A 15,771-nucleotide genomic window follows, 5' to 3' on the forward strand; every position below is an offset into this window, starting at 1 on the left:
GGAAGGGTTGACACAGACCGTGCGGTAGCTTTACCACAAACCAGCGCAACCCTACTCATCATCTCTCGTTTTTGTCGGAAAACCCTATGAAAGTCAGTGTATTGGTGCCGGTATATAACCTTGAGCGCTTTGTCGAACCCTGCCTGCTCAGTTTGCTCGAGCAGCAAACTGACTTCGAGTTTGAAGTGGTTGCTATCGACGATGGTTCGCGTGATGGCTCCTGGACCATTATGCAGCGACTGGCTGCGCGCTGGCCGCGTCTGCGCGCCTTGCAAAATCCGCAAAATATGGGGTTGGCGAAAACCCAAAAGCGCCTGCTGACAGAAGCGCGGGGCGAGTATCTGGCGTATGTCGATGGTGACGATCTGGCCTTACCGGGCAAGCTGCAGCAGCAGGCTGACTATCTCGATAGCCACCCGGGTTGTACGCTCTGTTATCACGAAGCCGACATGTTTGATGATGCGACAGGGCAGACGATTAAGCTGTTTACTCGTGATTACTACAATGCCCGTTATCTGAAACCGGTGATGGACCGCGAAGCACTGATCCGTTATGGCGTGTTTGTGAATGCCAGCTCCATCATGTTTCGCCGTTATGAAGAAATGGCAAATGCCATTGATGAAGGGTGCAAGATCATTCTTGATTACCCTTGGCACATTCTTAATTTGTCACTCAATCCCGGTACTCTCGATTTTATTCCCGAGGTGTTAGGGCGCTATCGCATGCATGTGCAAAGTTTCGGCGGCCAAACGCGCCAATCCCCCGATCGCCGCGAGCAGTCACTCCATGATTTACTGCGCGCCTGTGATAACGCCGCGCAATTTGGCGCAGCGCCCGTGCTGGTTGCTAAAGGGCGCTCCCATCATCTCTATTCGGCGGCTCTTTATTTCTTGCGTCAGGGGGATAACGCTCGCTTTGAGCATTTTATCGCGCAATCCATCGATGAAGTGTCTTTACTGGCGCCCGGCTGGTTTTTTGATGAGAGACATCAACTGGCTGCCACGCATCATAAAACACCGCAGTATGTGGCAAAGGCCCTGTTCGGAGTCAGTGCATGAGCTATCAGGCGGTGATCATCGGCGCTGGGCTCTCGGGCGCCGTCATGGCAGAGCGAATGGCCAGCCAGCTGGGTTGGAAGGTATTGGTGCTAGAGCAGCGCGATCACATCGGTGGCAACTGCTTCGACGAGTATGACGCGCACGGCATTTTGGTTCATCGTTATGGCCCACACCTATTTCATACTGACAAGCCTGAAGTGTGGGAATATCTCTCCAGATTTACTCAGTGGCACCCTTATGAGCATCGGGTGTTGTCGCGTATCGACGGGCAATTGGTGCCGATTCCTTTTAACCTGACCAGCATCGAGCGCTGTTTCCCCGCCGATAAAGCGAATGCCATGATTGCTGCCTTGTTGGCCCGCTTTGGCGAAGGGGCCCGAGTCCCAATACTGGAGCTGCGTAAAGAGTCAGAGCCTTTGCTCGGAGAGTTGGCCGAATTTATCTACCTGAAAGCCTTCGTCAACTACACCAGCAAACAGTGGGGGGTACCGCCAGAGCAGATCTCCCCCGAGGTGACGGCTCGGGTACCCGTGGTGGTCAGTCGGGATGATCGCTATTTCACCGACCCGTATCAGGGCGTTCCGCTCTATGGCTATACCAAAATGATTGAGGCGATATTGGACCATCCCAATATAGACCTGCAGCTGGGTATGCCCATGTCGTCACGCGTATCGTTGGACTGGGAGAAAAAAGGGATTATTTTGGATGGACATGTATTCAGCGGCCCAGTTATTTACACCGGTATGATTGACAGTCTTATTCCAGACAATCATATACCACTGCCTTATCGATCATTACGCTTCGAGCATAAGCATTTTGAGCAAGCACATTTTCAGCCGGTGACAACAGTCAACTATCCCAATGAAGAGCAGTTCACTCGTATCACCGAATTTAAACATCTGACTGGGCAAGTGAAACCAGATACTAGTATTGTTATTGAGTATCCCTGTGATTATCTTCCTGAATATGGTTTAGAGCCTTATTACCCAGTGCTACAAGATTCCACGATAAATCGATATCTTCGTTATAAACAAACTCTAGAGGAAATAAAAAACTTATGCCTCTTGGGTCGGCTAGCTGAATACAAGTACTTTGATATGGATGATATTGTCGCCAATAGTTTGGCAAAATTCAAAATTTTCGATAGAGGATAATAGATGAAGACCGCTTTGATTATTGGCGTAACTGGTCAAGATGGCTCATACCTTGCCGAATTTTTGATTGGTAAGGGATATATTGTCCATGGCGTAAAACGCCGTACCTCGATGTTTAACACTGGAAGAATTGAACACTTGTATCAGGATATCCATGTTCGAGATAGACAGTTCCACCTCCATCATGGTGATATCACCGACTCCAGCAATATGTTGCGTTTGATCCAGCAAATTCAGCCGGATGAAATATACAATTTGGCTGCCCAGAGTCATGTTGCGGTATCTTTCGAACAACCTGAATATACGGCGAATGTCGATGCCTTGGGGCCTTTACGTATTCTTGAAGCTATTCGAATTTTGGGCCTTCAGAATAAAACTAGGTTTTATCAAGCCTCCACATCAGAACTATATGGATTAGTTCAAACTATTCCTCAAAATGAGAACACACCTTTCTACCCACGCTCCCCTTATGGTGTGGCAAAGCTATATGCATATTGGATTACAGTAAACTATCGCGAGGCATATGGCATATATGCATGTAATGGTATATTGTTTAATCATGAATCCAGTCGGCGTGGTGAAACCTTTGTAACCAGAAAAATAACCCGTGGTTTATCGAGAATTAAAGTAGGGTTAGATGAAAAGTTATATCTTGGCAATCTTGATTCTCTAAGAGATTGGGGACATGCCAAAGATTATGTTGAAATGCAATGGCTTATGCTGCAGCAGGACAAGCCAGAGGACTATGTAATAGCAACAGGACAGCAACACAGTGTCAGAGAGTTTGTTGTACGCTGCGCAAAGAAACTCGGAATGAATATCGAATGGCGTGGACAAGGGGTTGATGAGAAAGGTTATGATCAGAATGGTCGTTGCATCGTAGAAGTTGATCCATTTTATTTTAGACCGACGGAAGTTGAAACATTGTTGGGAGATGCGTCAAAAGCTCGCAAAGAGTTAGGCTGGGAGCCATCAATAACTTTTGAAGAGATGGTGGATGAAATGATTGAGCACGATCTCATTGAAGCTAAGCAGACACTACTCCTGCAAACAACGACACTGGACTAAATCATGAAAATCTTTCTGAGCAATCCTCCTTGGTATCATCAACCGACTGCAGAAGTACCCGGTTGGCATGGTGTGCGCGCTGGTTCCCGTTGGCCCCACACATTTCCGTATTATTCGCATACTGATGAAGATGGTACTATTTCTGAACTGCGCAATGGCTATAAACCATTTCCATTCTGGTTGGCTACAGCGACTAGCATGTTGAATGCACTACCTGGTTTTGAGGTCGAGTTAAGAGACTCGATCGCTCTCTCAGAAAGCTACACGGCATTCTATGATGCATTTTGTGCCTGCCATCCAGATATTCTTGTCTTGGAGACAGCGTCAGCAACGTTGGATCACGACCTAGAGATCATTGAGCGGCTCAGAGGATTATCCTCTGACTTAACTGTAGTTTTGACCGGTTTGCATATTGAGCTGGACTCTCCAGAGTTTTTAAAAAAACACGTAAACATTGATTACATTGTTTATGGTGAGTATGAACTATCATTAGTTAGTCTTCTTGAAGCGTTAAGAGATAAAAAGCCAGTTTCAGATGTTCCTGGATTATTATATCGAAATGAAGATGGCGCTGTTGTAAAAAATCCATTTGGTGTGGGGAAATCAGTGACCGATTTCCCTTGGCCTTATCGTGATCCTGCAGTGGCACTTGCCTATAATGACACCGCAAGTGGCCTTCCAATGCCACAGCTACAGATCATGGCTACCCGTGGTTGTCCATATGGTTGCATATTTTGCATTTGGCCGCAGATGTTTTATCGCAGCGGGAAGTATAGAAAACGTACCGTTGAAGATGTGGTCGATGAAATTGAGCACAACATGAAAACGGGTCGCTATGCAAGCTTTTATCTGGATGATGATACATTCAATATAAACAGAAAATTTGTTATAGAGCTTTCCCAAGAAATAAAGAAGAGAGGGTTGCATAATTACCCTTGGGGTGCGATGGGACGGGCTGATTTGATTGACCAAGTCCAGGTCGATGCATTGAAAGAGGCCGGATTATATAGTGTGAAATACGGTGTGGAATCAGCAGATCAAACCGTATTGAATAGTTCTGGTAAGCACATTGATATTAATAAAGTAATTCTTGGCATTGAGTTGACTCATAATGCCGGCATAAAGGTACATTTAACTTTTACCATCGGGCTTCCCAATGACACGCATGATACAATAAATCAGACAATTGATCTTGCATGTTCGCTACCTTGTGAGTCAGTACAGTTTTCTATAGCGACACCTTATCCTGGAACCAGTATGTATGACATATATAAGGATAAGGACTGGTTAGTGTCTGACCAATGGTCTGACTATGTAGGTTCAACTAAGGCGGTTAGTAAGACGGATACGTTGACACCTGAGGATTTGGAGTATTATCAAAAGCTCGCAATGTCACGCTACGCAGAGGCAGATGCAAATCGTAAGGTAACGGATAATAACTTTATTGCGAAGTTAAGAGAGCGCCTGGCTGGTATTGGTAATGATGGCCGTCCCATATTATTATTTCAGTCTGCTCGCGTATCATTTACCAAAGCACTTCTTACCACGTTGTTAAGTCTTGGCTACAACGTACATGTATTATGTCATGAACGCTTCAGCAATGAATTCAGTGCTCTCATTGAAGAGAATCAACTACATGTGTTCTCCAAGTCGAGCAACTTTGACTTTATGCAATTAAAAGACCTATGTGAAAGTTTGTGCGGTCATTTTTGTGGAGCATTGATCCCCTATAGTCACCGGTTCGGTTCTGGCTATGCTGAGGTCGAGAGAATGGCTCTCGCTGCAACAGGGAAGATAATAGCTGGTGTAAATTTGGATGGAGAGTTTATAAAGTGAGCCACCCAATACTTGTTGTTGGCGCATTTGACTATCCTTACATTAATAATCATTGGCTTGAGCCATTAAGTATAACATCGAACGGAAATCTAATTTCAGTTGATGTTAACGTATTGCTTTCTATTTTATCTACAGAAGATGTTGAAAAATATCTAAAGAAGATAATTGAAGAATTTGAAGTGCGATACGTTTTTTTCTATCACGATCTCATCTTTGCAGATCTGAGTGATAGTTTTTTTTCGGAAATAAAAGAAATTACTAAGGTTATTACATTCTATGCCGATGACGAGCCACCGGTATGGTTTCAAAGGAATGTTCGCTTTGATCATCATTATTCGTATATAGCTACACACTCAATTACAGCTATCGAAAAAAGAAAGAAACAGTTTCCTGAACGGGAGTGCTATTATCTTCCTTGGGGATTTAACCCTCGCATAATAAAGTATCATATAAGTGAAGAAAAGCATCAGTACAACTATGATGTGATATTCATCGGCCGTAACAAAGATTCGCTAGGGAGCGGCTTATATAGAGAAGATGGTGCAATCCGCGACCAATTATTACAGGCTATTGCCGATGCGGCTAAACATCATGGATGGCGATTTGCTATTTTTGGCTTTGGGTGGGAGAATCATCCAACCTTGGCTCCTTGGTATGTTCGCCAGCTTTCGGATGATGAATATCAAAAAGTACTAGCATCATCACGTATAGTCTTCAATCCGGGTTATGCGTGGGATGGAACGTCATTAAAGCCTCAAGTAAAACTACGCCATTTTGAAGTTGCAGCTAACGGATATGCAATGCAGCTGACTAATGAGAATACTGAGCTCGGTAATATTTTTGAGGAGAATAAAGAAATAGTATTCTATGATAAAGCTGCTGACTTAGTCGAAAAGATAAGATATTGGTTAGATAAACCGCAAGAGTGTGCTCAGTGTGCAAATCTAGCTAAGACTAATGCATTTAAACGGCACACAATTGATAGCCGACTTCGTGATTTAATGAACAGCTGTAAAGTGAGTATCCCAGTCTACAATAACGTTAGCAAGATTGAAAAAATTGCATTTGATGAAAATATCGCTCTTTTAAAAGAGCGCCTTGAGGCATCAACTGCTGAATATGTTTATATCTGTCCGAAAGGAACTGACGTTCATATTCCCAACGTACCGGTATCGCATGCTGTTGTTGATAAGCCAAAGATAGTCGACTGCGAGCTATTTTCCTATGGGTATAGCAAGCTACGAGATCCGGTACAACCTCGCAGGGAGGAAATATATGCTTGCCACGTATCAAAAGGTGAGTTTGTAGGAAATGTTACTCCTGGTTTAATGACAATTATTGGTGGTGAATTAAGTCAGTCACTTAAAATGCCACTCCATACCAGTTTGATTCACCGCGATACATTGTTGGAATGTATCTGTGATATAGACAATCTTTATGCATTAAATATTAAACTGGCTTCTTTAGGTCATAGAAGTAGCTTGAATACGATGCTGATTATGAGGTTTGACTCGTGGTTGTGTAGCGAATTAGGGGTAAATACAGTCAGTCCTTTATATTGGCTTCTTGATCGTGTATCAGAACGTTGTAAATATGAAAAAAAGAAACTAATTGTGTACGGTGTTAGAGGTGATCTGGCTGAGTCAGCAATATCGTATCTGAAGACTTCAAAAGGAATAGATTCCCTGATTCTTGTTGATAATGCTCTTAAGGGGAGTAGTCTTCCGATAGGAGATATATATGGTCATGATGATATTTCCTCTACAAAAGACATGATTGTTCTCATTTGTGCGGCTATTTCTGGACCAGCAATCATGGCACAATGCGCATCACTAGATCAAAGTGTGAAACTCTTACCTCTCTATGATCCTTTCTTCCCTGCGTGGAGTTTATTTACATGAGCAGGACAATATGGGTAACTGGTGCCTCTGGTTATATTGGCAGTTATTTAGTTGACGCCTTTTCTAACAATAAGGGCTTTCATATTATACCTATCGGTGGTCGTTCCGGGCACTCTAATTGGTCTGGGGACTTAACGTCAGATGACTTTGTCTGTCAACTAGTCACACGAAATGGCATCCCCGATATTATTATACATTGTGCGGGAAATAAGAATGTTAAGTGGTTAGAGTCGAATAATAAACAGGCGCGAACAGATAATGCTGAAATGGTGGTTAATCTTTGTCGTTTAGCCCCCACTGCTCATTTCATATTTATTAGCACTGATCATGTTTTTGATGGAATGCAAGGTTTTTACAAAGAGAGTCACCGACCAAACCCTCATACTGTATATGGGAAAAGCAAGTATTTAGCAGAGCGATATCTGAGACGCCACAGTAAAAAGGCAACCATAGTTAGAACGTCAGCGGTATTTGACCGATATGCAGCATTTCCTGCGATGTTATTAAGTGCTTGGTCTGAAAACAAAGTTGTCAGCTGTTTTAGTGACGTGTTTTATAGTCCGTTATATCTTCCATGTTTTTATGATGGACTTGCTGCCATCATAGACAAAGTTCATTTAGGCACTGTGCATCTTGGTGGTGAACGATGTTCGAGAGTCGAATTCGCCCAGAAACTGGCTAATGTTGCAGGTATTTCATCTTCTTTAGTTGACACTTCACGTAGTCTTTCATCGAATGATATTTACGATCTTTCTCTAGATTCGACAGCCTCATGGAATTCATTGGGTATGACAACGCCGCAACTTAGCCGTTCGCTTCTTGATATGTGGAGTATAGGATGAAGATCATTGAGTCATATATGAATCGTACGGATGCAAGAGGTGAGGTCACCGGCATATTTAGAGAATTTCCTCTTGCTGAAATAAATATGATTAGAACCTTGGCTGGCCACACAAGGGGTAATCATTATCACAAGAGTACAAACGAATTCTTTGTTGTGCTGTCAGGTAGACTACATCTAAATGTGATGACGCTGAAAAATGATCTCTTGTTTGATGGCGAGTTATCTGAAGGAGCAAAGTTCATCATTGAAAAAAATGAAATACATACTATAACTGCAATTAGTGATGTAGTTTGGATCAATGGTTTGGATGTGAAATTTTCTGATAGTAATCCGGATTTTCATATCATTGCATCTAATTAAATATAAATGATGAAGGTGAACATAATGCGTGTACTTTTCCTTAATCCGCCTTGGTATAAACTTCCAGAAGACGGCCATGAAGGCTGGCGTGGTGTAAGAGCTGGTTCACGCTGGCCACACACTTTTACTGTTGATAATGCCTGTGAAAAAGATGGAATTCTACCTGGTCTGCTCGGCGGTTATCTGCCATTTCCATTCTGGTTGGCTACGGCTGGGGCACTTGCCAAGCAGAGAGGTTTTGATGCCTATGTTCGAGATTCGATAGCTCTGGGAGAGACTTATGAGAATTTCTATGGTTTTGTGAATTCATATAATGCTGATGTGATCGTTATCGAAACGGCCTCTGCGACACTGAAGCATGATCTTGCGATAGCAAATAATATTAAAAAATCATATCCATCGTGTATTGTCGTATTCACCGGATTACATATTGAGTTAGAAGATAAGTCATTCTTGGAGCGTACGCCAGTTATTGACTATATTGCATATGGCGAATATGAAGCCAGTGTAATGAAGTTACTTGAGGTCATTCGTGATGGTGTCAGCGATCGTCTCCTGAGTGAAATACCTGGTATTCTTTTCAGAAGTGAGCTACTTGGTGTAGTTAAAACTGAATTCGGTGAATTGGTCGGTCTTGATTCATTGCCGTGGGCAGAGAGAGAAGATGGATTACCTGCACTCAACTATTTTGATGGCGTATGCGGGTTGCCTCGCCCACAATTACAACTTATGTCAACGCGTGGCTGCCCTTACGGGTGTATATTTTGTGTTTGGCCACAAATGTTCTATAAAAGCGGTAAGTATCGCAAGCGTACACCGCAAGATGTCGTCGGTGAGATTAAAGCAAATTTGGAACAAGTCCCGTACAAGAGCTTCTATATTGATGATGATACCTTCAATATGAGTAAAGCAAGTGTAATTGCTTTGGCTAAAGCGATTACTGATGCAGGGTTAAATACGATTCCATGGGCGACCATGGGGCGTGCGGATAGAATTGATGATGAACAACTTGATGCACTCGTTGAGGCAGGACTTTACAGTATCAAATATGGTGTCGAGTCGGCTGAACAATCAATTCTTGATGCCTCAGAAAAATACATAGATATCAATAAAGTTATTAGTGGTATCCAAAAAACTGCTGCTCGTGGCATCAAGGTTCATTTAACCTTTACCTTTGGGTTACCTGGCGACACGATAGAGACAATTGAGAAAACAATTGATCTCGCATGTCAACTTCCTTGTGACACAGTACAGTTCTCCATTGCGACACCTTACCCTGGTACTCGTATGTACGAAATGTATAAAGAGGCAGGATGGTTACAGAGTGAAAATTGGGAAGACTATGTGGGTTCAACCAAAGCTGTTTCTCGTACTGAGAACTTTACCGGAGAGCAGTTGGAGTTCTACGTTCACGAAGCATACCGACGGTTTAACCTATCTCGTCAAGTAAAAAAATTCCATGACGGAAATTATGCTCAGACTCTTTGTGATGGGTTATTGGACAGAGGTATTAGTAAAGATAAGCGTATTGTTTTACTTCAATGTGCAAACATTACGTTTAGCAAGCTTGTTCTCACCGCGCTGAAAAATAATGGCTGGGATGTGAAAGTATTCACCCATGAGCGGTTTGTTGATGATCTCTCAGCAGTTATAGATGCCCCACGTATCACAACGTTTAACAATGTGAAAAACTTTGACTATCATAAACTAAGCTCTCAACTGAGTTCATTGATAGATGATGGCTGCATTGTCTTTGCTCCCTGCTCCAACAATGATGGTAGTGGATATGAGGAGGTTCGTAAACTCATGGCCTTAAGCCCGGATCCATCTGTGATGTTTACTATGGAAGGGACATTTATTTGATATGGAAAAAATAATAATACTGGGTGCATTTAACATCGAGTATATCCATGATAATTGCCGTTCACCATTTAGGGATGTTCTTGGATGTGCGGCAATAAATATTAATGTCCTTCCTTTATCTTTCTATCTTGGCAAGAAGGATGTCGAGGCATATGTTTTGGATGTTGCCAATAAATGTGGTGCAAAATTCATTCATATATATCACGACTGGATAAAAGAGCTTTTTTCAGAAGAGTTCTGGTTTAAATTGGCTGATGGCAGAGTAATCTCTGCCTTTTATCCTGACGATGAGCCTGGGCAGTGGATGGATCTGAATTTAGAAAAATTCGATCACCATTATAATCATATATTTACACATTCAAAAAAGGCCTATCAGATTCGGTGTGATCAAGGCTATGACAATGTTAGTCATCTACCTTGGGGTTATAATAATAGTCTGTTTAGACATGAACCTGGTTATCATGGCCACGATATTGTTTTTATTGGTAAGAATAAACAATCCAACTCTAGTTTTACTGGGGCCGAAGATGGTAAACAGCGTGATATTTTTCTGGAAATTTGCGCTGCCTACGCGGTAAGTCAGAATCTAGATCTTGCTATATATGGATATGGATGGGAAGAGCACCCGACGTTAGGAACATATGCTCGTGGTGTCTTGGATATAACCGATTTTAACAAGGTTTATAGTTCGGCAGGTGTTGTCTTTAACCCCGCATGGGCTCCTGACAGTCAGGAGCCTCAGGTTAAATTACGTCACTTTGAAGTCCTTGGTGCGGGAGCTGTTCAGATCACGAATAGCAACCCGGAGTTATACGAGGTTTTGGGAGAATCTCCAGCTGTTATTTACTTCAATAGCAGAGAAGAACTGCAAGAGAAGTTATCAACAATACTACATAACCGTTCACGAGACCGCCAGAGACAATGGTTTGAGATAAATCGGAGTATGCATTCCATCCAGAATAGGGTGAGTGCCATGCTTAAGGAACTCAATTTTCCTATTAATAAAGTGGATAAGCCATTTCTTGATATTGACTTAGAATATCCATCTACGATCGGTGACATACTACGCAGAGTCCAGGAAACATTTAAGAATAATCCTGACGTTGAGTATATCACTATTAACTCAGTAGGTGATGATACATATAAATATATTGATGAAGGGTTTGTCGCTACTTATTGTAGAACCGATAAAATCTGCCAGTTTGGTGTGATGTTCGATTTTTCTGCCTTCCAGGCAAACCATCTACATTTTTCGGATAATAACGGGGAATTGTCTTGCGAATTTATCGACTCATATGATGCTTTTAAACGGTTACTTGCCGAACCTGCATCTAAACATCTCGATGATAATTTTAGATCTCTTGTCACCATTGATGGTGAGCCTATATTTACTGATACACTGGTATTCCCAAGGAATGCTAACTACTCGTCATTGATGGAGCGGATAACGCATCTCGATGTGGAGAATTATACATACCATTTCCCTATAGAATACAAAGTTAGTAAGAATACTGCGCGTTTTATAAAACCGATGCAAATGTGGCGTAAAATTTTCGATCACTTAAGTTTATTGAGTCATATCCAAAGTGAATTATCACTTTGCATCTATGGTGTCGGGGGAAGTTTTGGTAAATCGTTGATCCGCTTTTTTGCAAAGAACTTCCAAAGTGTGAGAATTTTTGCTGTAGATAACCGGCTTTCAGGTCAATACATAGATGGTCTATATATTTACGACAAAAGCGTTCTTAGCACATATAAAATAGATGCGATACTTATCGCAGCTGAAGCATCAGGGCCATTGATTTATGAGGATATGATAAAGGCGGAACCGGTTGGTAAAATAATAAGAGCTTATGATACGACGTATATTTTATCTGATGTTTTAGATTTTATTGACTGTTATAAATAATGGGGGCTACGCCCCCATTATTTATTTCCGCTCATACAAGAATTCAGCATGATGGTAGTGTGATGAGTTTATGCTAAACCATGGCCAGCGAGAGGGAGATGAAAAAATGAGTTTGAATGCTTCAAGTGTAGGAAACGTGCTGACTGGATAAAATTCAAATCCGGCACCCCCATCGAGCATATTTTCATGGTAAATATAATGTCTACTTACTTTACTAAATATCTCAAGATAATGAGAAATATTTCTAAAGTCCATTTCTGAAAAGCTGATAGTGTTTATAGCAAAATCGATGCTCAACTCTTCAATCTTTTCAATAAGATAATGTGGCAACAAAATAATATCATATTTCTCTAGTTCTGCTCGGCTAAGCGTCTCGATATTATCTTGATATGTCAGTATCTTCTTATCGGGAAAACACATCATTAAATAGTATGATGATACTATTAGGTTTTCAGGTAAATCAAAGTTGATATATGTTCCCTGAAAGCCACAGGAAAATAGAGATTCAGCGTAGCCACCATACCCACCACCAACTTCCATCACGATTGGCCGATTGAGATCACTCAGTAGGTTAATTGTAGTTACCGCTCTATAGTTGTTCAGCATGTTATTTGCATGCACTATGTTGCCGTCTAAATAGATACCGTATGGGTTACCCACGTTTTTACATGCCAACTGTTCCACCTTGGGTTCAAGCAGGCTATTCTTCCATACATTAAAAACACGTCTAAAGTTTCCAGCATGGTGCGCATCGTTACAAAATGCATGAAATGCCTCAACTCCACCTAAAATACCACTGCTCATTTCATTTCTATAGAAATTCTGAAGTAGTTTTTTAAGTCCAACTTGATCTTTCTTGTTAATAGCAGTATAGAAGTTAGGTCTCGAACCCTTTAGGAAATTATGCCAGTTTTTTCCTACTTGTAACTCTGGTGGAATCGTATCATGTTCTGCATCATCAATCGTTTTTTCATAAGCAGAAAGGATATTAGCAACAAATACAGTTTCATTTATATCATCTATTCTAGAGAAAACATCATCGGTTGATTTATTTGAAATGTCATATGATATTGTCGCAGTGTTTAATCGATCATCCACAATCTTGTGACGTCGGATAGATATGCAGCTACTAGATTCGAACGCACGGATAATAGTGTGAAAGTCACTTTTAAACGAAAGTACTTTTTGGGGGGCAACACCATTCTGCGATAGTACTAATTGAGCATTGTTTTTTTCAAACTGGCTGTTGACTATAATGTAATCATATTCCAATGCGTTTAGCTCACTCGGCTCAAGAATTTTTGTGTTTTTTAATACATTCAGAGATTTATCCAGATGCGGCTGAACATATCCCACAATTGTGACGCCATAACGTGCGCAATTGAATTCAATACCACCATTAAACATGGTGCCAGCTGCGGCCTCTACATCGCTAACTGTGGTATCTTTATTTGTGATAAGCCCTGTTCCGTATACGATAACTTTCATAAGTATCTCTACAATATATTATTTGTTGAACCAGTTGTGCTTCTATTTAACTTACTGTCTCTATACTTATTTCTGATAGGTGTCTTATTATCGATCTAAAATCTGACTGTGATAGATTTGGATATAGCGGTAAGGTAATTGCTGATTGGGAAAAACTCGCAGCATTGGGAGTTTTCCCCAATGTCATCATATGAAAAGGCTGAGTATTTATCGCAATATAATGCACATTTGCTGAGATGTGTTTTTTTCTTAGCTTGTCCATCACTTCATTACGAGCAGATTGTTTAACTCGAATAACATAAAGATGCCATGCACTGAGACGAGCCTGGCGAGTAGCGAGAGACCCAATATGTCGTGGTAACTTGTTATGATAGCTTGCAGCAATCTCTCGGCGCTTGGCCAGAAACTCGTCCAGTCGCGTCATCTGGCTCAACCCCAACGCAGCCTGGATATCGGTCATCCGGTAGTTAAAGCCCAGCATCTGTTGCTCGTAGTACCAGGGGCCGTCCGGCTCATTGATAAAATCCTCCGGCTCACGGGTGATGCCGTGGCTGCGGAGCATGCGCATGGTTTTGGCCAGCGCAGGGTCGTTGGTCATGGCCATGCCACCCTCGCCAGTGGTGATGATCTTCACCGGATGGAAGCTAAATACCGTGATGTCGCTATAGCGGCCGTTGCCGGTGGGCTCATCGTGGTAACGCGCGCCAAGGGCATGGCAGGCATCTTCAATGATGCGAAAACCATATTCTTGCGCCAGGGTATGGATGGCCTGCATATCACACGGTAGTCCGGCAAAGTGCACAGGTATCACTACTTTGGGTAACTTGCCTTCCTGTTTGGCGATGGCAAGCTTACGGGCAAGCTCTTGCGCGCACATGTTGCCGGTATCGGGTTCGATATCAACAAAATCCACTTGGGCGCCGCAATAGAGCGCGCAGTTGGCGGATGCAACAAAGCTGATGGGAGAGGTCCAGACCCAATCTCCGGGGCCAACGCCGAGAGCCAGGCAAGCGATGTGTAACGCGGCAGTGCCTGAATTGACTGCAACACCAAAGCCGGCACCGCAATAATCGGCCACAGCTTGTTCAAAACGCGGCACCACCGGTCCTTGAGTCAGAAAATCTGACTTGAGTACTTCGATAACGGCGTCGATATCTTGCTGGCTAATGGATTGGCGCCCGTACGGAATCATTCAAATACCACCTGTTTGTTCAGTGCCATTAACTGTTCAATGGTCAGGAAATCAGGATTGTCGCGAGAGTTATATTCAAAGCCTTGGGCGACGGCTTGGCCGTTTTCACCCGCTGCCGTCCGGGAAAAATCGTTGTTGCGGTTGTTGAAGTTGATGGTCGGGCCAATGACAAAGAAGTCGTCGAACTCAAAGGTGTGATAGGAGTCATCGGCCGGGCACATCACCTCATGCAGCTTCTCACCGGGACGGATGCCGATAATGTCGTGGGATAACTCGGGGGCCATGGCTTTGGCCAGCTCGGTGATACGCACCGACGGCAGTTTGGGGACAAAAATCTCACCACCTTTCATTCGCTCGAAATTGCGTAAGACGAAATCGACCCCTTGTTGCAGCGTGATCCAGAAACGGGTCATTTCAGCATGAGTAATGGGTAGCGAGTGTTTGCCCTGATCAATCAGCTTTTGAAAGAAGGGAACGACTGAACCGCGTGACCCCACCACATTGCCATAGCGCACGACGGCAAACCGGGTCGGATCCTGGCCTGCGATATTATTGGCCGCGACAAACAACTTGTCGGAGGCAAGCTTGGTGGCGCCATAGAGATTAATCGGATTGGCAGCCTTGTCGGTCGAGAGTGCAATCACCTTTTTGACCTGATTAAGCAGCGCCGCCTGAATGACATTCTCCGCGCCATGAATATTGGTCTTGATGCACTCCATGGGATTGTATTCAGCTGCTGGCACCTGCTTGAGCGCAGCGGCATGAACGACGATATCCACCCCACGCATGGCCATGGTCAGACGGTTGGCATCACGCACGTCACCGATGAAATAGCGCATGCAGGGATCGTTGTAGATCTGCTGCATCTCGAACTGCTTGAGCTCGTCACGCGAGAAGATAATCAGGCGTTTGGGTTTGTAGCGGGCCAGAATGGTTCTGACCAGCATCTTGCCAAACGAGCCTGTTCCACCTGTGATCAATATCGATTTGTTGTCAAACATATGGCGTCTCTCTGCTGAGCTCTGACTCAAGCAATCTTCGTTCCATCTTCCAATGGCGCTTTGCGCTTCCTTAACAGATGGTACTCAATAAATTCGT

12 protein-coding genes are annotated in these 15,771 nt (G+C 43.0%); 9 read left to right on the top strand and 3 right to left on the bottom strand.

Features of this window, described 5'->3' with window-relative positions; genetic code table 11:
- Window positions 1-86: 86 nt before the first annotated feature.
- From BW958_RS12440 to BW958_RS12480, 9 genes are read left to right on the top strand one after another with little or no spacing between them, the layout of a single operon-like run.
- Window positions 87-1,058: a glycosyltransferase family 2 protein gene (locus tag BW958_RS12440; RefSeq protein ID WP_076576068.1), complete on the top strand. Its 972-nt coding sequence runs from the start codon at window positions 87-89 to the stop codon at window positions 1,056-1,058.
- On the top strand, window positions 1,055-2,212 hold the full coding sequence (gene glf, locus BW958_RS12445) for a UDP-galactopyranose mutase (protein ID WP_076576069.1): 1,158 nt from the start codon (window positions 1,055-1,057) through the stop codon (window positions 2,210-2,212). The genes BW958_RS12440 and glf overlap by 4 nt, the downstream gene beginning before the upstream one ends.
- Window positions 2,213-2,215: 3 nt before the next feature.
- Window positions 2,216-3,280 (top strand): GDP-mannose 4,6-dehydratase, encoded by a 1,065-nt coding sequence (gene gmd, locus BW958_RS12450; protein ID WP_076576070.1) that lies wholly within the window; start codon window positions 2,216-2,218, stop codon window positions 3,278-3,280.
- Between the two features lie 3 nt (window positions 3,281-3,283).
- On the top strand, window positions 3,284-5,116 hold the full coding sequence (locus tag BW958_RS12455) for a B12-binding domain-containing radical SAM protein (protein ID WP_083687326.1): 1,833 nt from the start codon (window positions 3,284-3,286) through the stop codon (window positions 5,114-5,116).
- Window positions 5,113-7,017: a glycosyltransferase family protein gene (locus BW958_RS12460; RefSeq protein ID WP_076576072.1), complete on the top strand. Its 1,905-nt coding sequence runs from the start codon at window positions 5,113-5,115 to the stop codon at window positions 7,015-7,017. Before BW958_RS12455 ends, BW958_RS12460 begins: the two co-directional genes overlap by 4 nt.
- The gene (locus tag BW958_RS12465) at window positions 7,014-7,859 is read left to right on the top strand and encodes an SDR family oxidoreductase (RefSeq protein WP_076576073.1); all 846 of its coding nucleotides are present in this window, start codon (window positions 7,014-7,016) and stop codon (window positions 7,857-7,859) included. Before BW958_RS12460 ends, BW958_RS12465 begins: the two co-directional genes overlap by 4 nt.
- Window positions 7,856-8,221, top strand: coding sequence for a polysaccharide biosynthesis C-terminal domain-containing protein (locus BW958_RS12470; protein WP_076576074.1), 366 nt, complete (start codon window positions 7,856-7,858; stop codon window positions 8,219-8,221). The genes BW958_RS12465 and BW958_RS12470 overlap by 4 nt, the downstream gene beginning before the upstream one ends.
- 24 nt (window positions 8,222-8,245) lie before the next feature.
- Window positions 8,246-10,084: a B12-binding domain-containing radical SAM protein gene (locus tag BW958_RS12475; protein ID WP_076576075.1), complete on the top strand. Its 1,839-nt coding sequence runs from the start codon at window positions 8,246-8,248 to the stop codon at window positions 10,082-10,084.
- A gap of 1 nt (window position 10,085) precedes the next feature.
- A complete protein-coding gene (locus tag BW958_RS12480) occupies window positions 10,086-11,993 on the top strand; it encodes a glycosyltransferase family protein (protein WP_076576076.1) in 1,908 nt (635 codons plus the stop codon).
- A gap of 21 nt (window positions 11,994-12,014) precedes the next feature.
- On the opposite strand, the gene BW958_RS12485 is transcribed toward BW958_RS12480, so the two are convergent.
- From BW958_RS12485 to pseB, 3 genes are read right to left on the bottom strand one after another with little or no spacing between them, the layout of a single operon-like run.
- A complete protein-coding gene (locus BW958_RS12485; protein ID WP_076576077.1) occupies window positions 12,015-13,481 on the bottom strand; it encodes a putative sugar O-methyltransferase in 1,467 nt (488 codons plus the stop codon).
- A 46-nt stretch (window positions 13,482-13,527) separates the two neighbouring features.
- Window positions 13,528-14,673, bottom strand: a complete 1,146-nt coding sequence (gene pseC, locus BW958_RS12490; protein ID WP_076576078.1) for a UDP-4-amino-4,6-dideoxy-N-acetyl-beta-L-altrosamine transaminase — start codon at window positions 14,671-14,673, stop codon at window positions 13,528-13,530.
- Window positions 14,670-15,674, bottom strand: a complete 1,005-nt coding sequence (gene pseB, locus BW958_RS12495; RefSeq protein ID WP_076576079.1) for a UDP-N-acetylglucosamine 4,6-dehydratase (inverting) — start codon at window positions 15,672-15,674, stop codon at window positions 14,670-14,672. Before pseB ends, pseC begins: the two co-directional genes overlap by 4 nt.
- Window positions 15,675-15,771 lie beyond the last annotated feature (97 nt).

The organism is Aeromonas sp. RU39B, from assembly GCF_900156095.1.
Taxonomy (GTDB): domain Bacteria; phylum Pseudomonadota; class Gammaproteobacteria; order Enterobacterales; family Aeromonadaceae; genus Aeromonas.

Coding starts and splice junctions, on each gene's coding strand:
- BW958_RS12440 (WP_076576068.1), top strand. CDS start 87: ATGAAAGTCAGTGTATTGGTGCCGGTATATAACCTTGAGCGCTTTGTC.
- glf (WP_076576069.1), top strand. CDS start 1,055: ATGAGCTATCAGGCGGTGATCATCGGCGCTGGGCTCTCGGGCGCCGTC.
- gmd (WP_076576070.1), top strand. CDS start 2,216: ATGAAGACCGCTTTGATTATTGGCGTAACTGGTCAAGATGGCTCATAC.
- BW958_RS12455 (WP_083687326.1), top strand. CDS start 3,284: ATGAAAATCTTTCTGAGCAATCCTCCTTGGTATCATCAACCGACTGCA.
- BW958_RS12465 (WP_076576073.1), top strand. CDS start 7,014: ATGAGCAGGACAATATGGGTAACTGGTGCCTCTGGTTATATTGGCAGT.
- BW958_RS12470 (WP_076576074.1), top strand. CDS start 7,856: ATGAAGATCATTGAGTCATATATGAATCGTACGGATGCAAGAGGTGAG.
- BW958_RS12475 (WP_076576075.1), top strand. CDS start 8,246: ATGCGTGTACTTTTCCTTAATCCGCCTTGGTATAAACTTCCAGAAGAC.
- BW958_RS12480 (WP_076576076.1), top strand. CDS start 10,086: ATGGAAAAAATAATAATACTGGGTGCATTTAACATCGAGTATATCCAT.
- BW958_RS12485 (WP_076576077.1), bottom strand. CDS start 13,481: ATGAAAGTTATCGTATACGGAACAGGGCTTATCACAAATAAAGATACC.
- pseC (WP_076576078.1), bottom strand. CDS start 14,673: ATGATTCCGTACGGGCGCCAATCCATTAGCCAGCAAGATATCGACGCC.
- pseB (WP_076576079.1), bottom strand. CDS start 15,674: ATGTTTGACAACAAATCGATATTGATCACAGGTGGAACAGGCTCGTTT.